24 protein-coding genes are annotated in these 26,402 nt (G+C 55.0%); 13 read left to right on the forward strand and 11 right to left on the reverse strand.

Annotation, left to right across the window (positions count from 1 at the left end; genetic code table 11):
* Positions 1-123: 123 nt before the first annotated feature.
* Together ACP5D4_RS01655 and purN are read right to left on the reverse strand one after the other, a co-directional pair.
* The gene (locus ACP5D4_RS01655) at positions 124-1,092 is read right to left on the reverse strand and encodes a M48 family metallopeptidase (protein ID WP_428009877.1); all 969 of its coding nucleotides are present in this window, start codon (positions 1,090-1,092) and stop codon (positions 124-126) included.
* 378 nt (positions 1,093-1,470) lie between these two features.
* The gene (purN, locus tag ACP5D4_RS01660; protein WP_428009878.1) at positions 1,471-2,121 is read right to left on the reverse strand and encodes a phosphoribosylglycinamide formyltransferase; all 651 of its coding nucleotides are present in this window, start codon (positions 2,119-2,121) and stop codon (positions 1,471-1,473) included.
* Positions 2,122-2,166: 45 nt separating this feature from the next.
* Here purN and ACP5D4_RS01665 point away from each other — a divergent pair, with 45 nt between their 5' ends.
* Positions 2,167-2,994: a PHP domain-containing protein gene (locus tag ACP5D4_RS01665; RefSeq protein WP_428009879.1), complete on the forward strand. Its 828-nt coding sequence runs from the start codon at positions 2,167-2,169 to the stop codon at positions 2,992-2,994.
* Between the two features lie 25 nt (positions 2,995-3,019).
* Here ACP5D4_RS01665 and ACP5D4_RS01670 read toward each other — a convergent pair whose 3' ends face one another.
* Positions 3,020-3,955, reverse strand: a complete 936-nt coding sequence (locus ACP5D4_RS01670; RefSeq protein WP_428009880.1) for a lysylphosphatidylglycerol synthase transmembrane domain-containing protein — start codon at positions 3,953-3,955, stop codon at positions 3,020-3,022.
* Between the two features lie 83 nt (positions 3,956-4,038).
* On the opposite strand from ACP5D4_RS01670, the gene cofH reads away from it, so the two are divergent.
* Together cofH and ACP5D4_RS01680 are read left to right on the forward strand one after the other, a co-directional pair.
* Positions 4,039-5,250, forward strand: coding sequence for a 7,8-didemethyl-8-hydroxy-5-deazariboflavin synthase subunit CofH (cofH, locus tag ACP5D4_RS01675; protein ID WP_428009881.1), 1,212 nt, complete (start codon positions 4,039-4,041; stop codon positions 5,248-5,250).
* A gap of 527 nt (positions 5,251-5,777) precedes the next feature.
* Positions 5,778-6,059: a DUF3288 family protein gene (locus ACP5D4_RS01680; protein WP_428009882.1), complete on the forward strand. Its 282-nt coding sequence runs from the start codon at positions 5,778-5,780 to the stop codon at positions 6,057-6,059.
* A gap of 6 nt (positions 6,060-6,065) precedes the next feature.
* On the opposite strand, the gene ACP5D4_RS01685 is transcribed toward ACP5D4_RS01680, so the two are convergent.
* Positions 6,066-6,638, reverse strand: a complete 573-nt coding sequence (locus ACP5D4_RS01685) for a retropepsin-like aspartic protease family protein (RefSeq protein ID WP_428009883.1) — start codon at positions 6,636-6,638, stop codon at positions 6,066-6,068.
* Between the two features lie 270 nt (positions 6,639-6,908).
* Between ACP5D4_RS01685 and ACP5D4_RS01690 the strand changes: the two genes are divergently transcribed.
* The 3 genes from ACP5D4_RS01690 to ACP5D4_RS01700 all read left to right on the forward strand — a co-directional run bounded on the left by ACP5D4_RS01690 (position 6,909) and on the right by ACP5D4_RS01700 (position 8,832).
* A complete protein-coding gene (locus ACP5D4_RS01690; protein WP_428009917.1) occupies positions 6,909-8,315 on the forward strand; it encodes an amidase in 1,407 nt (468 codons plus the stop codon).
* A gap of 35 nt (positions 8,316-8,350) precedes the next feature.
* Positions 8,351-8,560 carry a hypothetical protein gene (locus tag ACP5D4_RS01695; RefSeq protein WP_428009884.1) on the forward strand — a complete coding sequence of 70 codons (210 nt, stop codon included), beginning with the start codon at positions 8,351-8,353 and terminating at the stop codon, positions 8,558-8,560.
* 62 nt (positions 8,561-8,622) lie between these two features.
* A complete protein-coding gene (locus ACP5D4_RS01700; RefSeq protein WP_428009885.1) occupies positions 8,623-8,832 on the forward strand; it encodes a hypothetical protein in 210 nt (69 codons plus the stop codon).
* A gap of 3 nt (positions 8,833-8,835) precedes the next feature.
* Here ACP5D4_RS01700 and ACP5D4_RS01705 read toward each other — a convergent pair whose 3' ends face one another.
* The 3 genes from ACP5D4_RS01705 to ACP5D4_RS01715 all read right to left on the reverse strand — a co-directional run bounded on the left by ACP5D4_RS01705 (position 8,836) and on the right by ACP5D4_RS01715 (position 11,755).
* Positions 8,836-9,633, reverse strand: coding sequence for a transposase (locus ACP5D4_RS01705; protein ID WP_428009886.1), 798 nt, complete (start codon positions 9,631-9,633; stop codon positions 8,836-8,838).
* Between the two features lie 349 nt (positions 9,634-9,982).
* A complete protein-coding gene (locus ACP5D4_RS01710; protein WP_428009887.1) occupies positions 9,983-10,933 on the reverse strand; it encodes a hypothetical protein in 951 nt (316 codons plus the stop codon).
* A gap of 150 nt (positions 10,934-11,083) precedes the next feature.
* Positions 11,084-11,755, reverse strand: a complete 672-nt coding sequence (locus ACP5D4_RS01715; protein WP_428009888.1) for an Npun_F0813 family protein — start codon at positions 11,753-11,755, stop codon at positions 11,084-11,086.
* Between the two features lie 674 nt (positions 11,756-12,429).
* Between ACP5D4_RS01715 and ACP5D4_RS01720 the strand changes: the two genes are divergently transcribed.
* The 5 genes from ACP5D4_RS01720 to ACP5D4_RS01740 all read left to right on the forward strand — a co-directional run bounded on the left by ACP5D4_RS01720 (position 12,430) and on the right by ACP5D4_RS01740 (position 20,176).
* Positions 12,430-12,960: a COP23 domain-containing protein gene (locus tag ACP5D4_RS01720; RefSeq protein WP_428009889.1), complete on the forward strand. Its 531-nt coding sequence runs from the start codon at positions 12,430-12,432 to the stop codon at positions 12,958-12,960.
* A gap of 267 nt (positions 12,961-13,227) precedes the next feature.
* Positions 13,228-15,495, forward strand: a complete 2,268-nt coding sequence (locus ACP5D4_RS01725; protein WP_428009890.1) for a trypsin-like peptidase domain-containing protein — start codon at positions 13,228-13,230, stop codon at positions 15,493-15,495.
* A gap of 21 nt (positions 15,496-15,516) precedes the next feature.
* The gene (locus ACP5D4_RS01730) at positions 15,517-16,065 is read left to right on the forward strand and encodes a hypothetical protein (RefSeq protein WP_428009891.1); all 549 of its coding nucleotides are present in this window, start codon (positions 15,517-15,519) and stop codon (positions 16,063-16,065) included.
* Positions 16,059-17,060, forward strand: coding sequence for a S1 family peptidase (locus ACP5D4_RS01735; RefSeq protein ID WP_428009892.1), 1,002 nt, complete (start codon positions 16,059-16,061; stop codon positions 17,058-17,060). Before ACP5D4_RS01730 ends, ACP5D4_RS01735 begins: the two co-directional genes overlap by 7 nt.
* 389 nt (positions 17,061-17,449) lie before the next feature.
* Positions 17,450-20,176, forward strand: a complete 2,727-nt coding sequence (locus tag ACP5D4_RS01740; protein WP_428009893.1) for a protein kinase domain-containing protein — start codon at positions 17,450-17,452, stop codon at positions 20,174-20,176.
* Between the two features lie 451 nt (positions 20,177-20,627).
* Here the strand turns inward: ACP5D4_RS01740 and lipA are convergent, their stop codons facing one another.
* The gene (gene lipA, locus ACP5D4_RS01745) at positions 20,628-21,563 is read right to left on the reverse strand and encodes a lipoyl synthase (RefSeq protein ID WP_428009894.1); all 936 of its coding nucleotides are present in this window, start codon (positions 21,561-21,563) and stop codon (positions 20,628-20,630) included.
* 176 nt (positions 21,564-21,739) lie between these two features.
* Between lipA and ACP5D4_RS01750 the strand changes: the two genes are divergently transcribed.
* Positions 21,740-22,294, forward strand: coding sequence for a response regulator (locus tag ACP5D4_RS01750; protein ID WP_428009895.1), 555 nt, complete (start codon positions 21,740-21,742; stop codon positions 22,292-22,294).
* A gap of 78 nt (positions 22,295-22,372) precedes the next feature.
* Here the strand turns inward: ACP5D4_RS01750 and ACP5D4_RS01755 are convergent, their stop codons facing one another.
* Both ACP5D4_RS01755 and ACP5D4_RS01760 read right to left on the reverse strand, forming a co-directional pair.
* Positions 22,373-23,311, reverse strand: coding sequence for a S1 RNA-binding domain-containing protein (locus ACP5D4_RS01755; RefSeq protein WP_428009896.1), 939 nt, complete (start codon positions 23,309-23,311; stop codon positions 22,373-22,375).
* Between the two features lie 287 nt (positions 23,312-23,598).
* Positions 23,599-24,480: a BMC domain-containing protein gene (locus tag ACP5D4_RS01760; RefSeq protein ID WP_428009897.1), complete on the reverse strand. Its 882-nt coding sequence runs from the start codon at positions 24,478-24,480 to the stop codon at positions 23,599-23,601.
* Positions 24,481-24,760: 280 nt separating this feature from the next.
* Here ACP5D4_RS01760 and ACP5D4_RS01765 point away from each other — a divergent pair, with 280 nt between their 5' ends.
* Positions 24,761-25,837: a RuBisCO accumulation factor 1 gene (locus ACP5D4_RS01765; protein WP_428009898.1), complete on the forward strand. Its 1,077-nt coding sequence runs from the start codon at positions 24,761-24,763 to the stop codon at positions 25,835-25,837.
* On the opposite strand, the gene ACP5D4_RS01770 is transcribed toward ACP5D4_RS01765, so the two are convergent.
* The gene (locus ACP5D4_RS01770; RefSeq protein WP_428009899.1) at positions 25,834-26,301 is read right to left on the reverse strand and encodes a T3SS (YopN, CesT) and YbjN peptide-binding chaperone 1; all 468 of its coding nucleotides are present in this window, start codon (positions 26,299-26,301) and stop codon (positions 25,834-25,836) included. The genes ACP5D4_RS01765 and ACP5D4_RS01770 overlap by 4 nt on opposite strands.
* Positions 26,302-26,402: the final 101 nt, after the last annotated feature.

Consider the following 26,402-nt stretch of genomic DNA (forward strand, 5'->3'; position numbering starts at 1 on the left):
CCAGAGTCAGGTACTTGTCAGTCAAGAAACCCGGTTTTTCCGAGCGAATCTCGTCAACAACCAGGTTTCTGCGTCACTCCTAAGAACTCTGGATTTCGGAGTTGTTCGGGGGAGAGATCGCCCTTAAGCGCCCTCTCGCTTTGCCTTTTCCCGTTCGATTTCCCGTTTGAGTTCCTCAATTTGGCGGCGCAAGCTTTCCGTTTGACTTTCCGGGGTTGGGTTGGCGTCCACCGCCCCGCGAGCCTCGTCTCGCTGGTAATTTCCGGCTTTAATTTGGCGGTATTCCGACGAGTCGGCCCACTCTCGCAAATAGTACAACCGCTCGACGGCAAACGGATGGGTAAAGGCGATGCCTTGAGCGCCGTTATAAAGCAAAAACTTGTAAATTTGATTGAGATTGTCGCGATCGAGGTCTTGATAGCGTTCCGACTGGCGAACGAACTCCTTCAAGCTCATTTCGTGAGCGTACTTGCGACTTCCCCCCGCCATAACCATCATCGTCTGCATCACGTTGTCGAGGTCGTCCGTGGCCAGCAACGCCGCGCGATCGGCAGAAAGTTCGGCTTTGCGCCGCCACTCGTAGAAGGCATAAATCAAGCCGCTTCCGATGGCGTTTCCCAACCCGAAGGTCATTTCACCCACGAACATGGCCGTCGAAATCGCCCACAACGCCATTTGAATCAAAATCGTGTGGCCGCATTTAATATGACCGAGTTCGTGAGCGATAACCGTCCGCAATTGCGCCTCGTCTGTGGCGTCTAACAATCCCGAATTCAACGTCATCGAGGGATGGTCTTGACCGAGGGAATAGGCGTTGAGTTGGGGATCTTGGGCGACAAACAGCAGCGGTTCCGGGGCGAGATCTAAATCCCGAACGCACTCGCGGAAAATGTGATATACCGTCGAATATTGGCGAGGCCCCACCTCGATCGAGTTGCCCATCTTAAACACCGATTGGGGGCGTTCGTAGACGAACTCGACAAACTTTTTCGCCACCATGTCGAAACCGGGTAGATTTCGCAGGGTTTCTTCCGCTTCGCGATCGAGGGGGTGGCGAAAGGCTTCGCTAGAAATTCCAGGATATTGGGGCATTGTTGGCTTGGCTGGGCGTTACAGCGTACTGCTCTTTTCCCATGATACGCATTCTGGAGAGAGAAGCAGCAGACCCCGGGAACGGGGAAGGGAAACCTTGACAGTAACCGTAGTTACGCAGTTGTCGGTGGAGAAACCCGGTGTTGCCTCCCGAGCTTCGGGGGATTGACAAAATAGACAAAATATGTATTGGGGTTCGATCCAGATCCCCGGCATCTTGGAGATGCCGGGGATCTCCGGCAGCCATTTCCCGATCGGAGATTGGGGGGGGGCAACTACGGCGATATCTTTTCTAATAAGGGTTTCAGGACTTTTCTACACCACTGAGCCTTGGCTCCTCCTGTCCCCATCCCCCGATCCGATCGCCCCATCAACCCCTCAACTGGCTTGCATGGCTGCAATCTGAATCCCGCGATGGAAAATTTCGTGTTCTTGAACTTGGATTCTGGCGTGTAGGGTTTCGGGGGTATCGTCGGGGAGAATCGGAACGGCGGCTTGAATGAGAATCGGGCCGCTATCGACTTTCAAACGGGCGATGTGAACGGTGCATCCGGTGATTTTGACGCCGGAGTTCAGGGCTTGTTCGACAGCATGTAACCCCGGAAAACTGGGAAGCAAACTCGGATGAATGTTGATGACGCGATCGGGATAGCGATCGAGCAGCACTTCGGTAATGCGGCGCATCCATCCCGCCATGACGACCCATTCAACGCCGTACTGACTGAGGGTTTGGGCGATATCGAAATCGAAGGCTTCGCGGCTTTGATATTTGCGATGGTCGATTAAAATCGCGGGAATTCCCCAGCGTTGGGCGCGAGCGGCGACTGCTGCGCCGGGTTTGTTATAAATGAGAACGGGAATTTCAGCTCGCAGTTTTCCATCTGCGATCGCTTGCACTAACGCCTCGAAGTTCGTACCGCTACCCGAGGCGAGAACGCCGAGTTTCAAGGTCGAAACTTGGGTTTCGGCATCTGCGGGGATGTCGGGGGAAATGATACTGGGCGTTGTTTGCTCCACGGCTGGCTCCATTAAGCTAGAAGTGAACGATTCGATCGCACGGTTGGAAGGCGCACGATGCTCGAACTTCACTGTCACACGACATATTCTGACGGAACCCTGACCCCCACGCAACTGGTGGAGGCGGCGGTGTCGGCTGGGGTCAAAGCCTTGGCAATTACCGACCACGATACCCTTTCCGGTTGGGACGAAGCTGAAGCAGCGGCGCGATCGCGCGATCTCGAAATCGTTCCCGGCGTGGAGTTGAGTACGGTTCACTGCGATCGCTCCTTGCACGTTTTGGGATTTTATCCCGATCGCGAGGCCTTGGAAGTTCCGTTGCGCGATCGTCTCGACGGGCGATGGTGGCGGGCGCGAAAAATGGCGGAAAATTTAGCCAACATGGGCTATCCCATCACTTTACCGGAGTTGGGGGAAGGCGTCGCCCCCAGTCGCCCCCACTTGGCGAACGCAATGGTCGAGGCGGGATACGTGCGATCGATGGAAGAAGCGTTCGATCGCTTTCTCGGCGACGATAAACCCGCTTACGTCAGCTATCCCAAATTCACCGCCCGCGAAGGAATTCAACTGTTGCGGAAGTGCGGCGGCGTTCCCGTTTGGGCGCATCCCTATCTCTTTCGCGGCGGCGAGGTGGAAACTGTGTTACCGGAACTGGTGGAAGCCGGATTGATGGGAATCGAAGTGTATCACCCCCATCACCGCAGTTCTCAACGTCGCCGTTTGCTGGAACTGTGCGATCGCTATGGTTTAATCGCCACAGGCGGAAGCGACTATCACGGTCCGAAAGCTGCGGGTAAAGACGAACATCCTCTGAATCGTTTAAATGTGTCTCTGTCGCTTCTCGCGCCTCTCAAACGCGCTGCTGAAGACTTAAAACCGAGTTGACCACCGCAGTTGGCCCAACCGATTTTCAGTCAGATCGCCGACGATCGCGCAACCCTTCCAACGCCACCGCCAACCCTGCCCCCAACGCTTCCGCTGCCACGCTAATCAAACGATACAGCGCCACCGCTGCCAACACCGTCACCGCTGGAAACTCCCCATCTAACACGGCGACGGCGGTCGCTTCAAACACGCCAATCCCTCCGGGGGCGCCGGGAATCACCAATCCCAACAACCAGGCTAAACTAAACCCCCCAAACACTAACGACAGGCGATCGATCTCCCAGGGTGTGATCGCCGCCCAAGCCAGCAAAAACCCCAAACCGCGCAACCCCACAAATGCCACCTCGCCCAACAGAGGACGTAACGGATAGCGTCGCATCCGAAACAGTGGATTGTCCGACAGTTTGCCTTTCAATTTCACCCGTTCGAGGCGTTCGAGAACCGGATTGAGCCATCGCGGGTGAATCCCCACCAGAACCGCCGCCAACGCCACCACCGACAAATCTGCGCGATGGCCCGGCAGTGCCAAGGCCACCATCGGCAACGCCGACGCCGCCATCAACAACGCCTCCAACACCACGCTGGCGGTGGCGGCCATCACCGACAGTCCGATTTGAGTGGCTTCGCGAATCCGGCCGTAAAAATGCCAAATATTCCCCGGGAGATACTTGGCCACGTTGGTTTTCAAAAATACTCGCGTCGCCCAAAGCATCGATACGGATTGGTCGCACTCGCGCAGAATCCAGCCCCACACCCAACCGGACCAAGTATGTGCCAGCATCGTGACGCCAAAGGCGAGAACGAGAAAACTGCCGCCGCGATCGCGCAATCGGATTTCAGCCACCTCTTGCCAATTACTTTTGAGGGTTTGCGCCAGAAAAAACAGCGTCGCCCCGAGAACGACCCAACGCAAATAGGTTTTGAGATAGGGTTTGAGGCGAGCAAACAGGGATTTCAACATTAGCAAGCGTAACGAACGGGCGGTGAAATCAAAGAATTTTTGGCATAATCGATCGCAAGGCTGTTAGAATTCGCCCTCATCCCGTGACGACTCAACCCACTTCCAACGCAACCTCCCCCAACATCGTCAACGCGATTCTCGATCGCGCGGTGTCCCGCGTCCCCTTAACGGTTGAAGACGGCGTAACGCTTCTCCAACAAACCGATCCCCAAGCGATCGCGGCGATTCGCGACGCGGCCGATGAACTGCGACAGCAGCAAGTGGGCGATACGGTGACCTACGTGGTCAACCGCAACATCAACTTTACCAACATCTGCGAGCAGCATTGTAGCTTTTGCGCGTTTCGTCGCGACGAGGGCAAAGACGGGGCTTACTGGCTGGATATGGGGGCGATTTTGGAGAAAACCGCCGAAGCCGTCCGTCGCGGTGCCAGCGAAATTTGTATGCAAGGGGGACTCCATCCTAAAGCCAAAGAAGGCGGTACGTCCTTAAAGTATTACGTTCGTTTGGTTCGCACCATTAAAGCGGAATTTCCCGACCTCCATTTACACGCTTTTTCTCCGCAAGAAGTACAGTTTATCGCCCGCGAAGACGGCATTAGTTACGAAACAGTCATCGCGACGTTACGAGATGCGGGTTTGGGTTCGATGCCGGGAACCGCCGCAGAAGTCCTCGACGACAGGGTGCGTCAGGTGATTTGTCCGGAAAAAATCGATACGGCCACTTGGTTGGAAATCGTCGAAACTGCCCACCGCCTGGGAGTTCATACCACCAGTACCATGCTCTCGGGTCATATCGAAACGCCACAACAGCAAATCGAGCATTTGTTGACGTTGCGATCGCTTCAAGAACGAGCGATCGTTGGCAACTCTCCCGCCCGCATCACCGAGTTTATTCTGTTACCCTTTATCGGACAAGACGCCCCCGCCCCCCTGCGTCGCCGTGTCGGACGAGACCAACCCGTTCTCGCCGAGGCTCTATTATTAACAGCAGTAGCGCGGTTGTGCTTGGGAAATTGGATTCCCAACCACCAACCGAGTTGGGTGAAATTGGGCTTAGCCGGCGCCAGCGAAGCCCTCAACTGGGGCTGTAACGATATCGGCGGGACGCTGATGGAAGAACACATCACCACCATGGCCGGCGCCCGAGGCGGGACTTGTATGGAGCCGGAAACCCTCGAAAATGCCATTCGATCGCTCTCCCGCGTTCCCCAACAACGAGATACCCTTTACCGAGCGATCGAACCTTCCGGAAATTCGGACAGTTCTTTCAAAAATGCCGTTTTCCAAGCTTGACAATAATGATTTAATATGGTAAAGAACAGGCGATCGAAGGGAATCAATTTGGGTGCATCTCACTTTTGTAAAAATATGAGTTTGCGGTAGTTTGGGTGGAGCGATAGCGAAACCCAACAACAGCTCAATTCAGTGTAGAGACTCCGATCTGATAAATTTACATTTTTGAGATGCACCCATCAATTTTCGGCTCTTCCGACTTGGTTATGTAGAACCTAATTTTCAAATTATAGCCACTCAAAACATTTTTTAAAAACGGGTTATTGGGGACTGAACATGACGTTTGAGATACACCAATCCGCTAGAACCTTTATCAGGTAAAGTTTTTAGATTTCGCCAAAAGAGACTTTGATAGATATTACGGTTTCTTGTCTAAAATTTTCTGCATATGCAAGGGTTTAAGTCGATTTTGTCTGTTTTTTGCCATAACTACTCTCGACGAGCAAAAAACGTTTCCCATTTAAGTCTTAACGGCTAAATTTTTACGGTTCGCCGCTCACTGTTTACTGTTAACTGTTCGCTGTAAAATGCCCGACCAACAACATCCCCAAGCCAAAAGCGATCGCGCCTCCGTCAACGCCCTCTTAACCGGAGAAGCCAACGATTACAACCTCGCCGAACTAGCGCGATTGCGAATTCGCTATAACGGATTTCCCGGCGCTCGAGATATCCAAGCTGACCTCGATCGCATTTTAAAACAATGGAATCTCGACGAAGAAACCTTATTTGAAAAAACCCGAAAACTCCACGCGAACGGTCGCATTTTTAAAGTCGGGTCTAACAAAAAAGACGAAGAAGATTGGAGTTAAAATCCTCTAATTCCGTCGAGCAAATTCAATAACGTTTTCCCGAACCGTCAAATCGTACCGTCCGAAAAAATCCTGTCCGAGGAGTCCGATCTCGAGGGTTTCCGGAGCGATCGTCACCGGAACGTTACGAGCCACAATTCCCCCGAGTTCCATCGAAGAAATCAGTCCGACCTCAGCGTTGACGTTCCGTTGGCTGGCCGTATCGATTTGGATGTTACCCACCCGTTCCACTTGTAAACGTCTCGCCATCTCTTGGGTAATGACCGTATTACTCGCCCCCGTATCGAGTAACATCTCGAAGCGTTGACCGCCGTTGAAGTTCACGTGAACGACGGGAATACCGCTCATCCGCCGAACAATCGGAACTTGGGCGACATTGGCGGAGGTTCGAGTAGGGCTTGGCGTCGAGGTGGGTTCGGCGGCTGCAGGCGGGGGGTTACTCGGACAGAGATCCCCTAAATCGATAATGTTTCCGGCGGGGTCGATGAGGAAACATCCTTCGTATTCTTGCGCGATCGCGTTTCCTTGAAAGCAAACGAAGCCGAAGGCCGAGAGTAAAGCAGCAAGAGTGCGTTTCATGAAAGATTTGAAAACTTTCTCACCCCAACTCTATCAAATTCGATCGAGTATCGGCGTCGAGGAACGGGCGATCGTGTGACAGTTGGCCAACTGTCTGTAACAGAAAGACAGCAAAAGATGCGTCACAGGGGGTTTCCCGTCCGTTCCTAGGGCATTCTGGCGAGGACGGTGAAACAAGTGTGCGATCGCCAACTCGAGACGAAAGACGGGCGATCGTACACTGATGCCGTAGGCGCAACCACTCGAGCTGTCTTTTATCTTCAATCTTCTATGAATTCTACCGATCTGGCTTTTACCCCTGCCCTCGAACTGTCACAACTGATACGACAACGGGTCGTTTCGCCCCTCGAACTAACGCAACTGTATCTCGATCGCATCGAACGCGAAAACCCTCGCCTCGGCGCCTTCTTCACCGTCACGAGCGATCGCGCCTTGGCTCTGGCCAAAGCCCAAACCGAAACCCTCGCTCAAACCGACGACCTCAAAAGCTTACCGCCGTTTTTCGGCGTTCCCATTTCCATTAAAGACCTCACCCCCGTCAAAGACATTCCCTGCACGCGGGGGGCGGCCGTCTTGCGCGATCGCATCCCCCCCGTGACGGCCGCCGTCGTCACCAAACTCGAAGCTGCGGGATTCAATATGCTGGGAAAAACCGCCACCTCCGAACTCGGGTCGATGCCCTTTACCGAACCGCCAGGATTTCCCCCCGCCCGCAATCCCTGGAATCTCGACTATACCCCAGGCGGCTCGAGTGGTGGGGCGGCGGCCGCCGTCGCGGCGGGGCTGTGTCCGGTCGCCCACGGTTCCGACGGCGGCGGGTCGGTGCGCGGTCCGGCGGCCTGTTGCGGCTTAGTGGGACTCAAACCGTCCCGAGGTCGTATTTCTCAAGCCCCAGCCGGAGAACATTTAATGGGCATGGCCACGGCGGGGCCCCTAACCCGAACCGTAGCGGACGCAGCGGCAATGTTAGACGTGATGTCCGGTTACGTTATCGGCGATCTCTATTGGTTGCCAGCCCCGGAAACGCCGTTTCTAGAAGCCGCCACGCAATCGCCTCCCTCCCTGCGCGTCGCGGTCGCGACTGAAATTCCCGGTTGGGACATCGAAACCCAATGCCGTCAAGCCGTCGAAGACACGGCAACGCAGCTTGAAAGCTTCGGCCATCGCATCCAACCCGGCTGTCCCGATTTTCGTCCCCTCGTCGAACCGTTTCGGCATATTTTCGCAGCGGCCGTGGCGTCCACGGGACTGCCGCCGGAAGCCCTGAGTCCGGTGAATCGCTGGCTGATGTCGCAAGTGGGAACCGTGGCGGAAGTCTTGCAGGCGCAGGCGCAGTTACAGGTTTTGGCGCGATCGCTCGTGGGGTTTTTCGAGAAATTCGACCTATTGGTATTACCGACATACCTCCATCCGACGGTGCGCGTGGGAGAATGGGCGCAGTTGTCGCCAGACGCCGTTCTCGACGCCGTAACGAACTGGATTCTTCCCTGTCCGCCCTTTAACGCCTCCGGACAACCTTCGATCGCCGTTCCCGCCGGGTTTGACGGTCGCGGACTTCCCTTGAGCGTGCAGCTTGTGGGCAAACCGGGCGCCGAAGCCACCCTGTTACAAGTGGCGGCGCAACTCGAACGATCTCGGCAGTGGTGTCAGTTTCGCCCGCCTCAAACGGTACTCTAGGAGCAAAACGACTCTATCGTTCGAGCAAAAAGTTTATGAACGCGAAGAAAATTGGATTTTGGGCAGTTGTCGTTCTCGCTGTCCTCTTTATTGTCGATGGCGATCGCTGGGAATTTTTACCGCAACCGATGCGAAATGCCAGCTATCAAAGCCGTACCTTTTTAGTGGGCTTGTGGCCCGATTGGTTGAAACCGAAAGACCGCAACCAGGAACGAGAACAGCAAATCGAAGAACTCGAACGTTGAACATACTTGGTTGAAAATACTTTCAAGAGCGCCCGATGGCGCTCTGTCCGACCCGAAAACCTATGAATCGTATATCCTTTCTCGCCGCCGCTCTCGTCACGGCAATTTGGGCGATCGCCATCGCCGGCCTGGCCATCGGCAACGCTACCCCCGTTTCCCTGCGATTTCTCGCATGGGAATCCATCGAAATCCCCCTAGGCACCCTGTTAACCTTTGCCGGGGTGGGAGGACTCGTTGGAGGCGCGATCGCCATCGCCGCGACTTCCAAATAAGTCTCAAAGCGAATAAACGTGACCGTCGAAGAAAATCCGGGTAATCCCTTTGGCTTGTAAATGAGAGCCGACTTTATGCAACATTCGGCTATCGGGGACTTTCATCACCCGCTGGCTGCGATTGGCAAAGCGTCGCGCCACACGATGGTTGTCGAACACTGGCAGGGTTTTCGCCGACACTTCCTCGGTAGGAATCGGACCGAGATCGTCGAACTCTTTAAGGGGTCGCGCGATCAGTTCCGAGGCGCGATCGACCACCAAATAGCAGGTTTTCGGCAACGTTGCCTCTGCTAGAGGAGAAACGGTTAACGGAGGTGTCGTCCCTCGCAGTTTGGGTTTTTCCGGACTCGGAGATGGCGTCGGCGTGGGAGGAGGCGAAGATTTCTCGGGCGCCAACTCGTGACGCAATACGGGCGCTTCGACCTTGCGGCTTGGCTCCCGGCTTTCCTCACGACTGTCCTCCCGGCTTTCTTCAGCACGACTCACGACGCGCTTGCGACGACGTCGCCGAGGTTTGACCCCCACCTCGAGACTGAGTTGTTCGCCGTCCTCAGAGGGGGACTTAGCAGGTTGGGGCGTTTCCCGTGCGGACGTCCGCTGTCCCGAGTTCGATCGCAACGCCCGTTTTTGTTGGATGAGCTGTTCGTATTCGTCGGGGGAAAAGCTGCTTTTGAGCAAGCGAGAGATCGTCGAGTTGCTTACGCTGTACCGTCTAGCCAGTGTCGAAGTCGTTTCGCCCGGTTGTCGGTACTGCTCGAGGATTTCCTTTTTATCAGCATCAGATAGTTTTTTGGCACTCATTCTGTAGTTACTAGGTTAAAAAACTCGAGGATAGCTCTGGGAGGGGACAAAAGGAGGCAACCCGCTTCGCTTGAGGGGTCGTCAGAACGCTTCAGTCTACAGAAAACCCGGGAATATCGGTTTCGATCGCCTGCCCCGCTCCCGTGAGTCGCCAAGCGTGGAACTGGTGGCGTCGAGAGAGAGAGAAGGCGTTCCCTGCCTTTCAGGTTTCTAACCGTCCGCGCGATCGCTGTACTCGTTTCCCTCCGATCGTTACAGGGTTTCCTCTCCCCCTCCAAGAACCGAAAACCGAACCGGCCATCCGGCGTCCGCGAAAGCCGTCCCCTGGACTGGGGGAAATCGGGGACTTTTAAGAGGCCGATCCCCGGCGGCGACGACTGCCTCGGGATACCGATCGCGTCGAAACATCGTATTCGAGTAAAGCGCCGATCGCAAAGAAGACCCCGGTAAAGATAAAGAAGACTTCGAGCAAGTCGCCACTTTCGTAATCGGGAATGTTTTTATCGGCGTACTTAAACCACATATCGGCGATATACAGCGAAAACGCCGCCGCCGCGATCATGCGCCAAGATTGGGAAAACCGCCCGCCCCAGAAGGCTAACAGTAACACGGCCGCGATAATCAGCAGCAATACGTCTAAGAAGACGTACAACAGGTTGAGAGGCGGACCGAGGGGATCGAGTTGTTTTTCCAAACCGATGACCCATTCCGGCGCCGGACGGGCCGGTTCGATGGCCACCACGGCATCTTCGACTGCCGGGGCGCTACTGAGGAAGTCGAAGGGATAGGACACCCAAGCGGCAAAGGCGATCCCGGCCACGGCAATGGCCAGGGTCACGCCCCACTGCCACAGTTCCAGGTTCAAGCGGCGCGATCGCACCGCTAAAATCATGCCCACTGTCAAACAGAGGTAACTGATCACGTAGAACAAATCCCCAGGGGAAACGGCCGGACTCAATTCCCAGTAGAGTTCCCACCAGCTAAAGAAGAGGTTGCCCACGAAGTAGGACAACAACCCCAGTCCCATTCCCAACCAGACGTTTCGACCGCTGACGATTTGGTTGCTGAAGCTATTTCGCAAACAGAGAATTCCCGCAAACAGAAAGGCAACTTGTTCTAAGACTAGAGTGCCGATTCCGTACCAAAAGGGACGGCCTTCACCGGGAAGGGTCACGCTGAACAGTAGAAAGAACAGCAGCGATCCCACCCCCCAGGTGACTGCGGCGGACACCAGAACGGGTGTCGATAACAACGACTTGATGCCGCCTGCTTTTTCAGCTTTTTCGGAAGTAGAGCTCATAAGAACGTTTCGTGGCTAACAACCAATGTGGAAAAGCGGGGCGAACCCGCCCGAGATGCCTCGGACCGATAGGCGATCAAGACCGCACGCCCCCTTCTCTCCTCAATTTTCACATTCCCCGGCATGACAACCTCTCGACTCAAACAATCTTCAAGCAGTCGCCCAGAGTTTACCCAGGGGCGATTGGTTCATCCAGTTGATAAACTGCTCCCGGTCGGTTTCGGGTAAGTCTTGCAAGGCGTCGATCGCTCGTTCGACAAAGGTGGGGTTGCCGAAATACTCCTTGCCGAGACGGTGCAGTTCTTGCAGGAGGGTGTTGAGGTGGTGTTCCTGCCACGGCGGCACCTGACTGCTTTCGAGGGGATCGCGTTCGAGTAAGTTGCCGATTTCGTCAGCGGAAGTGGCTTGGGGAAAGTTCCACTGTTGGAACACTTGGGCGATCTCTTTTTCAAAGGCGCTGGCTTGTCGGTTGCCCAACAAGTCTTCAACATCGAAATAGACGGCTTGTAACAACAAGAGCGATGCCTGTGTAAACGACGGGGCTGCCGCCATGCCGCTCCCCGAACCCTCATCGCTAAGTTGTTCGATCCGGACTTTCCCCCAAACGCTATATCGATCGGGTTCTTCAAGCAGGACACAGGCTTTTCCTCGATTGTCGGTTAAATCCCGCCAAAACGTTCTCGCTTCTTCGGCTTGATTGGCGTTGAACACGCTAATCAAGCGAAACGTTTGTCCCTGATATTTGAGGACAGGAACTTGCTGACCTGTTTTGGGGTGTTGTACCCCGGTAATTTCAACATCCTGCCTTTTCAGAATAAACATGACACTGCCAATTGACTCCGATCGGGGGCCGATGGGTGGTGCGGTGTACGACAGGTAGGGCGCTCTCACACCCGTATGAGACGGGGCGTGGTTCTCGCTTCCGTGAGGACCGGGATTACCGTTACCCAGACGCGGCCGCTCCCCCAGAAAGCTTCTACGGTGCGTCCCACCGCAGTTGAGGTTCGGTTCCGAGAATTGCTTCCCAGGGATACCCTTATTCGGTGTCTGATGTTATCCGAAGTTTGGCCATCGCAAGACGGGAAACCCATGTTTTTAGATTCTACCTCAAACCGCGAAAGGGCTGACCCTGTACGCCGCACGTCAGCCTCGAGGGGATTTGCCACCAGAATCTCCCTCTCAGACCCTCCCTCGCGATGTTGCCGGAGAAGTTACGAACGACCTTTCCGTAAATTTACGGTCGATCCCTGAGATTGGGTTTAGTAAAATCGGGGTAAGATCTATTGATGTAAAGAATATTTAAGAAAAAGCCTCGTTCCCGTAATTTTTGGGGTGAAAGGGGCGAGAGAATAATAGAGGGGAAGTCTGCTGAACTTTCCTTCGGACGCGACCCCAACGCGAAGCCAACAAGTATTGTGACGCGACTATTTTAGCGACCCAGATTTTAGCGACCCAGAAATCCGACAGATTGACAAGTCAATGAGATTAAATTCATCATGAACGCTAAGTTTTTAACCCATATGGCTGCCGCAGCCTCCCTGGTTCTGGCGACAACAGCCGTCGTAGCCGAACCGGCCGCCGCTCAAGCTCGACGCTTTTCCTGTGGGACAAGCAACGGCTATCCGGCGACAGTCGCCCACACCCGCAGCGGAACGGCAGTTCCTGTTATTGTCTGGGAATCGAGTTATTTCGAGTCCTCGGGATACACGCCGGAAGTGCGATGTGACTTGGTCTCGGAGCGGTTCGAGACCTACTATCAAGACGGTTCCCTCAATCAATTACGAGGGGGCTACATGAACAACCAACCCGTCGTCTGCACGAGCAACGCTGCGGGGGGTTGCGATCGCCTGTTGTTTACGTTGAAACCGGGTACCGATCCCAACCAAGCTCTGCTGGATTTGACGAACGTTCGCACCCGAGCGGCGTCAGCTCTGTATGAAAGCGTCGACGGTAGTTCGTCTTACATCGACTTCAACCAACTGTTGCTGCAACTGCAAGATTCCGAACCCGCAGATTACGCTTTCTAAAACCCTCAAAAGGGTGTTGAAACCGCGCGATCGCGAGTTTCGATCGCGATCGGGCAAAGATCGCGGCGCTCGAGGGCGCTCCGTGTCGTTTGGTTCTGGCACGGAAAGCGATTCTGCTATGTAAGCGTTACGGGGTAGGGGCGATCGCTGCGATCGCTATCCTGCCCGTTTCTTCGATGTATCTGCAATCGAGCTGCAAGAGAGCTGCCATGTATCCGCCGAACCTATCCCTCTCGACTCTGCCAACTTCGCCCCCAAGGTACGGTTATGCTGCCTAACCGATTTATCCCGTCCCTACTCGGCGTCAGCGCGATCGTTTGCCTGAGTGCGACGGTGGCCGTGGCCGATGGCGAGCGCGTCGCCGAAATTGCCCAAAGCGTAACCGTTCGCATCGATCGCAACAACCAACCCGACGCCTCCGGGGTCATCGTCAGCCGACAAGACAACACCTACTACGTTCTCACAGCCCTCCATACTTTCAACGATAGTTCCGGACGCTGGCAAATCGTCGCCCCCGACGGTCAACGCTATTCCTTCAACGCCATCGATCTCGTTACCCTCGGTAACTACGACATGGCGCTCGTCTCCTTCAGCAGTTCCAGTAGTTACGACACCGCCGAAATCGCCAGCGACGCCGTGCGCTTGGGAACCTCCATTTACGTCGCGGGATGGCTTCCTGGTGAAGGACAAGGACGATTTACCTTTACCCCCGGTCAAGTGTCGAGCTTCGACCTTCAAACCGGGGGTTACGAAATCGGCTATACCAACGTCACCAATGCCGGAATGAGCGGCGGCCCGGTGTTCGACGAAAACGGCGAACTCGTCGCCATGCACGGCTCCGCCGACGGCCAAGCACTCGAAATCAACGGAGAAACCGTTCGACTCAAAGAAGGCATCAACTGGGGCATTCCCATCGCCCGCTTTCTCGAAGGCTCGGCCGAAGCCATGGCCGCGCGAGGGCGTCAAAAACTGGCGCAAGGAGACTATCGGGGCGCGATGGCGGATTTCAATCAAGGCTTGTTCTTCAACCCCGATTCTGCTGAAGCCCTGACCGGTCGGGGTTACGCCTACTTTGCTCGGCAAGACTACCGGGAAGCGATCGCCGACGCCAGCGACGCCATCGATCGCGATTCCAACTTTTCGGTGGCCTATCTGCTACGAGGTGCCAGCTACGCCCAGCGAAGAGACTACGATCGCGCCATCGCCGATTACACCCGCGCCATCGAACTGCGCAACAACTTCGCCGAAGCCTACGGGCTGCGGGGGGTCAGCTACGCCGAACTGCAACAATACCGCCCAGCCAACCTCGACGCAGCCCGGGCGATCGAACTGAGTCCGGACAACCCCTTCGCCTATTTCCGCCGCAGCGAAGTACGCGACCTCATCGGGGAAATTGAGGCCGCTCGCGCCGACCGCCAACGGGGGGAAGAACTCCTCGAGTCGTTCGAACCCACGGGTTACCAAGTGGCGCTCCTCGAAGGGGGCGGCCGCGATCACCAAATCGAGGCGGCGGCGAACGTTCCCAGTTCCTCGCGACGAGACCCCACGCCGCCACCTGTGGAAACCCAGAGGGTTCCAGCACCGGAGCCAACGGTCGCTCGGGCTTCTTCGGGATTGCCCAAAAGTATCAGTCATCTCCCGCAGACGAGTCTGAACGTGGAAGCGACCATTGAAGCTGGGGAAAACATTCGCGCCCTGGCCGTGAGTCCCGACGGTTCGTCGATCGCCGGAGGTGGCGAAAGCGGCACGATTTACCTGTGGGACAGCAACGGCGATCTCGTAGCTCGCCTGACCGGCCATGAAAGTCAGGTGGAATCCCTGGCCTTCAGTCCTAACGGTGCGTTGTTAGGAAGCGGCAGCAGCGACAAAACGGCGCGGGTGTGGGACCTGCGATCGCAATCTCTACGGCATACCCTAGGGAACCGAGACTCGCCATCGGCCCTCTCTGTCACCTTCAACCCTACGGGACAACAATTTATCGTCGGTCGTCGCGACGGACAAATTGAAGTGTGGGACGTGCGAACCGGTCGGCTTCGGAACTCTCTCGGCGGACATCTCGGCGGCACAACGACCCTGGCGGTACATCCCAACGGGCGCATTCTGGCCAGCAGCGGCGGCGATCGCAAAATCAAATTGTGGAATCTCGCCAACGGCACGGTTCTGCAAACCTTGATCGGCCATGGGGAATTGGTACAGTCTATCTCTTTCGACAGTACGGGCGATCGCCTGGCCAGTTGCGACTTTGAAGGGGAACTGAAAATTTGGCAAACCGACACCGGAAGCGAAATCCAGCACGGACGGGGTGGTTGGGCAGCCCATGCCGTCGCCTTCGGGAACGACGATCTCGTAGCGGTCGGCTTGCAGACGGCCAGCACCGGAACGGGGGCGATCGCTCTCTGGGACACCCAAACCGGACAGTACCGAGGCGTTGAAGTGGGCGGACTCCGAACTGTCCGAGCGATCGCCTTCAACCCGAACGGTTCCCTCGTCAGTGCCAGCGAAGACGGAACTGTTCGCATTTGGCAAATTCCCTAATTTTTTAGGGAACAGGGAACAGTGTCTTCCTTGCTCCTCCTCTCCCCCTCTCCGGAGGCTTCGCTGCTCCAAAAACTCCGTCTCAGAGGAACCCCTATCGTGTGTTACTTTCGCTTCCCCCTGACGATCGCTCGGTTCGCTTGGTTGCCGTTGTTGAGTTTGCTGGTCTCGACCGCAGCCGAAGCGCAAACGGTCTCACAACCGACTCCGACGAGGCCGGAACCGCCCCCGTCTATGATGCTGGGGCAGATGAACGGACATCCCGTCTTTTGCTTTCCCGGTACTCCCGGCAATGAAAATACTGCGCCGCAAGCGGGTTACTGTGTGGCCATTTTGCCGTTTCCCGACGGGACGAATGCGGCGACGAACGAGATTCAACTGTTCGTGAACTTGCAAATTCCGCAAAATGCCACCCGCATTAGTCTCCCGAGTCCCGTTAACCGTCCCGTCGCCGACTCCAACGCTCCCTCGCCGCCGTCTCAACGGTTTCGGCCTGAGAAACCCGAGCAACGGCCAACGGACAATGGGACTGAAAATAGTACTAGACAGGAGTTAGAGCCGCTGTGGTAAACGTCTCGATCGCCGCTCGCATGCTGGTGGCGGCCGTAGCCGCTACGGTTTCGGGTGGCAGTATAGCCGTGGAAGCGCCTTCAGAGGGCGCTCCGGTGGAGGACTCTCCCGCGATGGAGTCCGTTTCCACTTGGCAAACTTCTGCGGCGTTTCGACACCGACTCCTCGAAAACTGGCAAGAGGTTCTGCAGCCGGAAGCCCCGGTTTTTCCGGTTCTCTGCGAGGCGTGTTTGTACGATGTGGCTCGCGCCATCTCGGTGAAAGTCTTTTCGGGACATGGGTGGGGAACGGGGATTATCGTGGCTCGCCAAGGGGACACTTACCTCGTGGTGACTAACCGCCACGTCCTCGATCGCACGGACGATACGCCGCAGGTGCAAACTCCTGATGAGCAAACCTATGCGGCTCGAGAACGCCGGGAACCGAGCCTCGAATCTTACGATTTGGCGTTGCTGGAATTCCAAAGTTCCCAATCTTACGCGATCGCTGAATTTGGCTCTTCTACTGGGCTTTTGGTGGGAACGCCGACGGTGGCGGTGGGCTTTCCCTTACAAACGGAAAGCGGCGATCGAGGCGATGCGGAAGCGTTAACGGACGGGTTTAAATTCACGGAAGGGGAAGTCTCTTTACGGCTCGATCGCGCCCTGGAAGAGGGCTATCAACTTGGGTATACCAATGCGGTTGAAAAAGGGATGAGTGGGGGTCCGGTTCTCAATCTCGCTGGAGAAGTGGTCGCCATTAACGGGATTCACGCCGATCCTCTGTGGGGCGATCCTTATATTTACCCTGATGGAACGCGGCCGGAAGACTCGGTGCGAGCGGTGTTGCGGCGCTCGAGTTTGGCTATTCCGAGCGATCGCATTTTAGAACTGCTTCCCCACCTCGCGATCGGTACCCCAGATTCGACCCGCACGGCTCTCGAGGAAGAGGACTACTCACCGGCGAACCCACTCGAGCCGCCGTTGCCGTCCGTGCGATCGCACCCAACTCCCTGAAGTGGCGATTTCCACTTCTTCTCAAACTTCGCTTCCGTGTTTTTACCTCTGTGTTTTTACCTCAGTGTTTTAAGCTCAGCGTTTTTACGTAAAAATTCGTGTTTTTACGAACCACAAAACCCCGACATCTAATTTAAATATCCTGAATTTAATCGATTTTTCATGACTTTTTGAAAATACCTATAAATGACGCATAAACCCAGTTTTTAACAAAATTACGTGATTTTCGTCTAAATTTAGCAATAATAAACTAATTTTTTTGTCCGATAAATGCAGAAGTGCTGACCTCAAAAAAACTAAAATTCGATAAATCTTTCTAAATCATTTCTCAAAAATTTGGGAAAATAGAATTAATTAAACCGCTCTTTTCGTGCTTGGAGAATCAGATCGTGGAACAGCTCGTTGCCATCAGCCAAGGAACCGTCATCGATCGCCGCTACAAGGTCGAGCGGCTTCTCGGACAGGGAGGGTTCGGGCGAACCTATCTCGTCTCCCACCAAGGCAGACAGGGAGAAAAGTGGGTTCTCAAAGAACTCGTCCCCAGCGGCAGTAACGAGTACGTCGTTCAAAAATCCAGAGAGCTATTCCAACGAGAATCCGAAGTTCTCTACAAACTCGACTGTCCCCAGATCCCCAAATTTCTCGAATGCTTTGAAGAAGACGGGCGGCTGTTCCTAGTTCAAGAATACGTTCAAGGGAAAAGTTACTGGCAACAACTCTGCGATCGCAAAAGCCAAAATCGCACCTTCAGCGAAGCAGAAATCCTCAGCTTGATGCGAGATATCCTGCCCGTTCTGAGCTACATCCACCAGCGGGATATCATTCATCGGGATATCTCCCCCGACAATATTATGTTGCCCGACGGCGCCACAGAGCCAGTTCTCATCGACTTCGGCGTGGTCAAGGACGCCATTACGGGAATCGCCATCAGCGCCGTCGGAAGCCACGGCGCAAACGCCTCAGTGGTGGGGAAAATCGGCTACTCTCCCCCCGAACAGATTCGTAGCGGGAAGTGTTATCCCAACAGCGACTTGTACGCCCTAGCAGTCACGGCGTTGGTGCTTCTGAGCGGAAAAACGCCAGACCAACTGTTCGACGACTACAAGGGCGAGTGGAACTGGCACTCCGCCGTCAGCATCAGTTCCGATCTCAAGGCAATTTTTGAGAAAATGTTGGCTTATAAACCCTGCGATCGCTACGAGAGCGCCGCAGCCGTTCTCGAAGTTTTGAACGCCGCCAATCTCGAAACCCAGTCTAATTTAGAAAAAGAGTCAGGAGGAACCGTCGCTACGGTAACGATCGTCAGCTCACCGCAGTCAGTACCCTCGACAGACGAAAACGGCGCGACGGCGGACAAGATCTCGACGGTAGAGGCGGAATGGACAGAAGAATCTCAACCCTCAGAGGTTTCTTCTGAAAACGAGACAACCCCTCTCGAGACTGGCGAAACTCTCGAAATTCCCGAAACTCCCGAAATGGAGAGTTCCGACGCCTCCAGCGGTGAAACAGAGAGCCTCCAAACTGCCGAAACGGCCGAAACTGAGGAGTCCGAACCCTGCGAACTCCCCACTTCTGAAGCTGAGACTTCTGAAGTTGAGACTGGCGAAACTCTCGAAATTCCCGAAACTCCCGAAACTCCTGAAATGGAGAGTTCCGACGCCTCCAGCGGTGAAACAGAGAGCCTCCAAACTGCCGAAACGGCCGAAACTGAGGAGTCCGAACCCTGCGAACTCCCCACTTCTGAAGCTGAGACTTCTGAAGTTGAGACTGGCGAAACTCTCGAAATTCCCGAAATTCCCGAAACTCCTGAAATGGAGAGTTCCGACACCGAGACAAAACCCATCGGCGAAACGCCAACCGTCGTTCAAACCGATCGCACTCAGGCGATTTCCAAAAGTTCCCCAACCGCAGCTTCCTCAAACAAAAACAGTATCGAAGACGCCACCGCTTCCTCAGTCTCGCCGTCTGTCGAGAACTCAGAAAAGAGTCTTTCCATTCCCCCCACTCACGTCAGTCAACCCCCAGGGAAAGTTGAAGCCGAACAGCCAGACCACTCGGCGGAAATGCCCAAAACCCAGGTGAGTCAACCGCCTGCTGACGTCGAATCCGCCAGTCTCGACGACCCAGACCACTCGATGGCGATGCCCAAAACCCAGGTGAGTCAACCGCCTGCTGAAGCAGCTCGCCAGAACGCGGCAACTCCCGCCGTCCAAGGTGTCCCCGTTCGCTCGTCTCCAGAGCGATCGCCCTCGTCGAACAAAACGAAAATTGCCATCCTCGCCGCCATTCTCCTCGCGGGGGCGTTTGCGGGTAGTGCTATTGTGTCGGCGATTCTCACCACGACAACCGCGCGTCAGCAAGAACTCGAACAACAGTTCGATCGCGCCGTGCAAGCGGCGGACGCTGCCCAGCTTTTAGCAGGAAGCGCCCAATCGACCGAAGAACTCAAAGACGCCCAAAGCCGACTCGAACGGGCGATGGTGTCCCTCGAGAACCTGCCCGAAACCGGAGAAATTGGCGAACAGGTTCAGGCGAAACGGGAAGCCTACCAACAAGAACTCGATCGCCTCGAAACCCGACTCAACCGCCAAATCGAACAGCGTCAGGAAAACCAAGCCCAACTCGAAACCGCTGAAGCGACGGTCGATCGCGCCCGGGAGCAAACCGAAGACGCCGAATCGATCGCAGATCTCGAAGCGGCCAAAGAATTGTGGCAAACAGCGATCGAGCAGTTCGACAATCTCGAAGACTCCTTCAAACCAGACGACACCGACGAACGCAAAGCCGAATACACCGCCCAAATCGAAGACATCGATCGACGCATTACCGAACTGCAAGCCACTCCGCCTCCAGCACCGGCACCGGCTCCCGAACCCTACTACGCCGAACCCGCTCCCGAACCCTACTACGCCGAACCCGCTCCCGAACCCTATTACGAAGAACCTTACTACGCCGAACCCGCCCCCGAACCCTATTACGAAGAACCTTACTACGCCGAACCCGCTCCCGAACCCTATTACGAAGAACCTTACTACGCCGAACCCGCTCCCGCTCCCGCCCCCGCACCTGCCCCAGCCCCCCCGCCTTCCAAACAGGATTCCGAATGGTTGTGGTAGTCCAAACGCGAACCCCCTGTGGCAACGCTGTATGCAACGTTCCCACGGGGGGCTGTCATACTTCATCCTTATCTCCAACGGTTGCATCTCACTTTTGTAAAAATATGAGTTTGCAGTAGGTTGGGTGGAGCGATAGCGAAACCCAACAACAGCTCAATTCAGTGTAGAGACTCCGATCTGATAAATTTACATTTTTGAGATGCACCCATCTCCAAAAGCCGTTTCTCAATTCCCTACAAAAACCTCCCGGTGTCTTTGGGCGTGAAAAACGCTTTACAACCAGTCTGAACTTCAATTTGGCGTATCGTTAGTTTCGCCCCAAAACACCTATTTGTTTGTGGGTAAAACTTTGGTATATTATGACATTGATTCTCCTTGTTTTTAGTATTTTTTGTTAATCTTTACTAAAATGCAATCAATGGCTTTTTTAAGCATATCGAATTCGATATACTCAATTCGTAGCTTTATCTTCCCCTTCTCCAGCGTGGTAAGAACTGCGAACTAACGGGGCGGATCGCACCTGCGAAAACCCTAATTCTCGAGCGAACTCTCCCAAGCGATCGAACTCTTGCGGCGTCCAATATTTACGAACCGGAAGATGGTCGAGAGACGGACGCATATACTGACCCAACGTGACGCGATCGCACCCGACCTCGCGCAAATCTCGCAGCGTTTCCAAAATTTCCGCTTCCGTTTCCCCGTGACCCAACATCAACCCCGATTTCGTGGGAATACTGGCATCGAGTTCCTTCACCCTCCGCAATACCTCTAAAGAGCGATCGTACTTCGCCCCCCGTCGCACCGGATTTTGCAACCGTCGCACCGTCTCGACATTATGATTGAAACAGGCCGGTTTCGCCCGCACCACCGTTTCAATACGCTGGCGTTGTAATTCAACCGTAGAAAACTCCCGAGAAGTTCCGCCCCAAAAATCCGGCGTCAACACCTCCACTTGAGTTTGAGGATTGAGCGATCGCACCGCCTCGATCGTTTTCACGAACCACCCAGCGCCTCCATCTGCTAAATCGTCCCGGGCGACCGAAGTTAACACCACATAGCGCAATCCCAACAACCGCACCGATTCCGCCACTTTCTGGGGTTCCTCCGGGTCGAGGGGCTTCGGCGCCTGTTTCTTGTCCACCTGACAAAACGCACAGGCGCGAGTACACACCGGCCCCATCAACAAAAACGTCGCCGTTTTATTGGCATAGCATTCACTGCGGTTCGGACAGCGACCCTCCTCGCAAATCGTATGAATCTGACGTTGCTTGACGATGCGCTGTACCGTAGAAATATCGCGAGCGTTACCGACCGGACGCCGCAACCAGTCCGGCATTGCAGCGACTTCGGCACGCAGTTGGGCAGTTCGACTCGGCTCTAGAGACATAGCGTTCGGGTAAAAGACTTTTCTTGTTCTAGATTACCTAGCTTGGGATTGTTAGGGTTCAGCGGTCAACCCTCGTCGCCTAACCGTCCCCCTGATAAACTAGACCCAAGCGAGTTACACTAGATCGGCACAACGCAAAGCGCCTAGCCCTTCACGCACCCCTCAAGGAGTCAGTCGTGGCAAGTCACAAGATTTTGGTCATCGATGACAGTCGAGTCATCCAAAAAACCGTCAAAAGTATGTTACCGCCGGGAAACTTCGACGTGGTCGAAGCCAAGGACGGCGAAGAAGGCTTAAAAAAGATTCGCTCTGACAAACCGAGTCTGATCATGTTAGATTTCTTGCTTCCCAAAAAAAGCGGTTGGGAAGTTTTTCAGGAAATCCAGGCTCACGACGACTTACGGAAAATTCCCTTAGTGGTCATGTCGGGTCGGAAAGAAGAAGTCACCGAGAAGATTTCCGAACCCTTCGAGTTTTTCGAGTTTATCGAAAAGCCCTTCGAGAAAAAGCAGCTCATCGGCGCCATTAAAACGGCGATGGCGAAAGCCAAGAAACCTCGCGCCGCCGCCAAAGCTGCCCCCGCTGCGGCCAAAGCTGCCCCCGCTGCGGCCGCCGGTGGCGAAGATGTCGCCGCACTTCAGGCGAAAGTGGCCGCCATGGAAAAAGAAATCGCCACGCTGAAAAAACAGGTGACGCAAATTCTGACCTTTATCAAACAGAAGTTGAAGTAAGTGCTTTTGAGGGACGAACGAGGTTCGCTCGTCCCCGAGGCGGTACTGTGAAAACAACTGTGAAATGACTCGGCGAAGTTATTCGGCTTCTGAGGTGGTTTCTGAAGTGTTCGTTGGAGCCGCGTCCTCTTCAGGGGTTTTAGAGACACGGTTTTCGGCGTTGTTCATCACGTCGTCGAATTTATCGAGAAGTTCGCCGGGATAGCTTTCGAGTTCCTTCATGGACAGGGAAACGCGCTTTTTCCACTCGTCCACTTCGGAAATCAGAACTTTCACCGATTGACCCTCGTGAAACAAGTCGTCGAGGGAGGGAACGCGAGCTTTGCTGATTTGTCGGATGTGCAGCAATCCCGTCACGCCGCCTAAATCCACGAAGACGCCGTAAGGTTTGAGGTTGGCCACCGTTCCTTCGACGAGTTCGCCGGGAAGCAGGCGACTCATGCGGTTGGCTTGTTCGGCGAGACGGTGAGAGAGGACGAGTTTGTTGCGATCGGGGTCGGCTTCTAAAATGGTGGTCGTGAGAGACTGGCCGACGAGGGCATCGAGATCGTTGCGATCGAGCAAGTGCGATCGCGGAATAAAGCCTCGCAATCCCCCAGCATCGACGACGACGCCGCCTCGGTTCGTCCCCGTCACGCGCACGTCGAGAACGTCGTTGTTTTCTTGCAGTTCCGCCATCCGTTCCCACGCCTGTTTGAGTTCCATTTGACGGATGGAGAGCGTCACCTGTCCGTCGGCGTTTTGTTCGCGAATGACGAGAAATTCCCGTTCTTCGTCGCGGGGGAGAGCTTCTTCAAGGTTCGTCACGACTCCGGCTGACACTTCCCGCAGGGGAAGAAACGCGGCAGATTTGCCACCGATATCGATATAAGCGCCGTCGCTATCGTACTCGAAGACTTTGCCGCGCACGACTTGTCCTCGCTCGAAAACGTAATCGTGACCTTCGAGGGCTTTGGCGAAATCTTCGGCGGAAAAGGGCGCGTTGGCTTCGCGATCGGGGCGGGATTGAGCAGTCATAGGTTCTGTACAACGGTCTGAAACTAGCGCGAGGTATCTGTTTTCCTCGCGATCGAGGAATCTCAAACAGGATTCCCCAAGTTTGACTTTCTCACTATAGCCAATTTCGCCGCCTCCTGTTCGTTGCGAAGGTTGCCGTTTCGGGGGTTTGAGTGGGGGCGATCGTTCCGGAGGGGATGATGAGGTGAGGAGATGATGAGGTGAGGAGATGAGGGGATGATGAGACTCTTGACTGCTCAATGTTCCCAGTTCCGGAGTTCCCAGTTCCGGAGTTCCCTGGTGAACCCCTAATCTAACTCGAAAGACTCTTCCTGGGGCGGAGATTGCGGAAGCTGACGCGGTTCGCGAATCGGTTCGGGGCGAATTTCGATTTCTTCGGCTTCTTCGGCGCGATCGAATTCCACCGGAACTTTCTCCAATTCCGGTAATTTGAGCGGTTCGGCTTGTTTCTCTTCCACCGGATTCGACACCAACACCGGAAGCGGTTCCTGTTCGTCGAGCCAGTAACTCGCCACGGGAAGCACGTTTTCCAAATCTTCTAACAACCGGGGAATGACCATCACGGCGTGCAGTTCCCCGATGCGTTCGGCTTCGTGCATTCCCGCTTCGATCGCCACGGCGACGTTCGCCACCGTACCGCGCACGATCGCCGTACACAACCCGTCTCCGATCGTTTCGTAAGCTGCCAACTGCACGTCCGCCGACTTCAACATGGCATCGGACGCCCCCACCATCGCCGGAAATCCTCGGGTTTCCAACAAGCCGATGGCGCGGTTGCTCAACCGGGAATATCCCCGCTGTTCCTGACATAATTCTGCCAGACGACTGCCGAGGGGGAAGACCACCTCTAAATTGGGCATGGGACGGGGAATCACCAACTTCGACACGAGCTGTCCGAACTGTTCGGCGGTTTTTGCGCCTTCTTCGACGGCTAAACGCACGTCGGGATAGCGGCCGCGGACGATCGCCGTACAGTAGCCGCTACCGATTTTTTCGTAACCCACGAGAGTCACGTCGGCGGATTTGAGCATCATATCGGCTGTACCGACGATAGCCGGAAAGCTGCGCGTCGAAACTAAGCCCAAAGCAGTATCTTGATATTTGAACCGCTCGCGGGGCTGGCGTAGAGAGGGAGTCGAAGAAGCACGATGAATCGGGGGTTGAGACATTGAAAACTCGGTTTTGCCAAGAGGCTGCAAATTGCTCGGAAATCGCGAATTCGAGATTTGAATTCGAGATTTGAATTCGAGATTTGAATTCGGGGCGAACGCCGTTTAGGGGCGAACGCCGTTCGCCCCTACTATTGTATCGGCTATCCCGAAGTTGCGGGCATTTGAGGCCACTGAAGCGACTCGCTTCGATGGCGAGGGCGATCGATCGCGACAATTGCTCCTATACTGAAACCTAGACAAAAAACGCTGGCGAGTTACATATAAGATTAGCTGGGCAATGAGCGAACACAGCCGAGACAGCCTCGAACTGTCTGATGAAGAAGTCCGCGATCTTTTGCGATCGCTCCGTCACAAAGAGGGTAACTGGATTGCCTGGGGAAAAGCCTGCCACCAACTTCACCAAGCAGGGTACGATCCCAACGATATTTTTGACGAAACGGGCTTTGAAGCCGCCGTCCAAAATCAAGTTATCGTCGCGGCGCAAGTGTACGATAGCATCGTCGATGTGGGTGTCTCCGATGGTGCCTTAGCCTACTGCGAAGGTCCCCACAGCGATGTTCTCTATGAATTTCGCGTGTTAAACCGCCAACAACGGGCGGCCGCCGTGGAACTCGCCGCCGAAAAACAGTTTGACGTAGACGACACCCACAGTCTCACCCGCGATATTAAACTCACGTCGCGGATGTCGAATTTGCCGGAAGGCTTTACGTCGCAACCCGGCGATGCTGTGGCCTATCAATGTTGGCGACAAGCCCGCCAGAAAAAAGATTTGACCGAACGAACGCGCCTCATCGCCCGAGGCTTGAAGTTCGTGCAAAGCGATGGCGCACGCCAGCAGTTAGAACGTCTTTTAAGCGAGATTAGTGCGGCGCCGCAACACCAACCGCCTCGACTGCCCTTGTACCGCCTCGAACAGGAAGAGGAACTGCCGCGCATCGTTCCGGTGGCGGGAGAGTTACCCCTTCCGGCGTCGGAAGTCGAAACCCTGTCTCAGGTTCGGTCGATCGAACCGTTTAGCTTGAGTACTGTACCTCCGGACAGTGCGTGCGTTCCAGTTCCGGGGTGGCAAGTGGTGCGGGCAGCGGCCGATCCGGTTACTGTTTTCACCCGCAGTACCGATTTGCCGAACGCTCCTCAAGGGCGCAGCGAACCGGTTCTCGTGGTGGTCGATCGCGCCGTGCGAGAGTGGAACGTTAACAGTTACTTTTTGGTCGATGGGGGGGATACGGCTGAGATTGGCTGGTTCGACGAAGCCCCCACCGAGAAAATTCTCGGACAAGTGGTGTTGATTCTACGTCCGAAGCGCATTCTCGATGAGGGGAATTTGATTCAACCCTGGCAGATGGACGATTAAGAAGAGGCGGTGGGGGAATACACCTGAAGGCGATCGAGCGCCCGCTGTCCGCCCCAGTTTTCAAGGATGTAGTCGTCGTATTCGTCGGCGACTTCTAACACGGCTTTGACGGAGGCTTCGAGTTCTTTGCGATCGCAGGTGGAACCGACGATCGTATGCTCGAACAGAATATTGCTGTTTTTGTCGAGGGCGAAGGCTCCGAATCGCATCTGGGCGTTTACATCCAACAGGAACTTCATCAAGTCTGCTGTGAGGTTCGCCCCCTTAATCACGGACGATCGCGTATGAATTACCGCTTCGTCGTCTCCCCAGGGAAATACGAAGACTTCGACGAGAGCCGATCCGTGAAATATGCCCAACCCCGGTACGTCGGGACGCGCGCAGGGCAGTTTTCCGAACAGCTCTCGCATCCATCCGGCGATTCGATCGAAACAGGCTTCTTGGACTTCTGTTTCAAATTGCATGATGTTTTATCCTCGTTGAAACGATCGCGGCGATCGCGACGAAATATTGTTTGTTTAACGCGATCGCCTAAACTTCGCTTAGAGTCCGGTTAGAATTCCAC

This window comes from Baaleninema sp. (assembly GCF_049974805.1).
GTDB lineage: Bacteria > Cyanobacteriota > Cyanobacteriia > Cyanobacteriales > Geitlerinemataceae > Baaleninema.

What these genes read in the sequence shown, in the direction of transcription:
- ACP5D4_RS01655 (WP_428009877.1), bottom strand. Translation starts at nt 1,092, where the DNA reads ATGCCCCAATATCCTGGAATTTCTAGCGAAGCCTTTCGCCACCCCCTC.
- ACP5D4_RS01725 (WP_428009890.1), top strand. Translation starts at nt 13,228, where the DNA reads ATGCTGCCTAACCGATTTATCCCGTCCCTACTCGGCGTCAGCGCGATC.
- ACP5D4_RS01690 (WP_428009917.1), top strand. Translation starts at nt 6,909, where the DNA reads ATGAATTCTACCGATCTGGCTTTTACCCCTGCCCTCGAACTGTCACAA.
- ACP5D4_RS01680 (WP_428009882.1), top strand. Translation starts at nt 5,778, where the DNA reads ATGCCCGACCAACAACATCCCCAAGCCAAAAGCGATCGCGCCTCCGTC.
- ACP5D4_RS01755 (WP_428009896.1), bottom strand. Translation starts at nt 23,311, where the DNA reads ATGACTGCTCAATCCCGCCCCGATCGCGAAGCCAACGCGCCCTTTTCC.
- ACP5D4_RS01705 (WP_428009886.1), bottom strand. Translation starts at nt 9,633, where the DNA reads ATGAGTGCCAAAAAACTATCTGATGCTGATAAAAAGGAAATCCTCGAG.
- ACP5D4_RS01720 (WP_428009889.1), top strand. Translation starts at nt 12,430, where the DNA reads ATGAACGCTAAGTTTTTAACCCATATGGCTGCCGCAGCCTCCCTGGTT.
- ACP5D4_RS01685 (WP_428009883.1), bottom strand. Translation starts at nt 6,638, where the DNA reads ATGAAACGCACTCTTGCTGCTTTACTCTCGGCCTTCGGCTTCGTTTGC.
- lipA (WP_428009894.1), bottom strand. Translation starts at nt 21,563, where the DNA reads ATGTCTCTAGAGCCGAGTCGAACTGCCCAACTGCGTGCCGAAGTCGCT.
- purN (WP_428009878.1), bottom strand. Translation starts at nt 2,121, where the DNA reads ATGGAGCCAGCCGTGGAGCAAACAACGCCCAGTATCATTTCCCCCGAC.
- ACP5D4_RS01765 (WP_428009898.1), top strand. Translation starts at nt 24,761, where the DNA reads ATGAGCGAACACAGCCGAGACAGCCTCGAACTGTCTGATGAAGAAGTC.
- ACP5D4_RS01695 (WP_428009884.1), top strand. Translation starts at nt 8,351, where the DNA reads ATGAACGCGAAGAAAATTGGATTTTGGGCAGTTGTCGTTCTCGCTGTC.
- ACP5D4_RS01715 (WP_428009888.1), bottom strand. Translation starts at nt 11,755, where the DNA reads ATGTTTATTCTGAAAAGGCAGGATGTTGAAATTACCGGGGTACAACAC.
- ACP5D4_RS01710 (WP_428009887.1), bottom strand. Translation starts at nt 10,933, where the DNA reads ATGAGCTCTACTTCCGAAAAAGCTGAAAAAGCAGGCGGCATCAAGTCG.
- ACP5D4_RS01665 (WP_428009879.1), top strand. Translation starts at nt 2,167, where the DNA reads ATGCTCGAACTTCACTGTCACACGACATATTCTGACGGAACCCTGACC.
- ACP5D4_RS01760 (WP_428009897.1), bottom strand. Translation starts at nt 24,480, where the DNA reads ATGTCTCAACCCCCGATTCATCGTGCTTCTTCGACTCCCTCTCTACGC.
- ACP5D4_RS01670 (WP_428009880.1), bottom strand. Translation starts at nt 3,955, where the DNA reads ATGTTGAAATCCCTGTTTGCTCGCCTCAAACCCTATCTCAAAACCTAT.
- ACP5D4_RS01700 (WP_428009885.1), top strand. Translation starts at nt 8,623, where the DNA reads ATGAATCGTATATCCTTTCTCGCCGCCGCTCTCGTCACGGCAATTTGG.
- ACP5D4_RS01770 (WP_428009899.1), bottom strand. Translation starts at nt 26,301, where the DNA reads ATGCAATTTGAAACAGAAGTCCAAGAAGCCTGTTTCGATCGAATCGCC.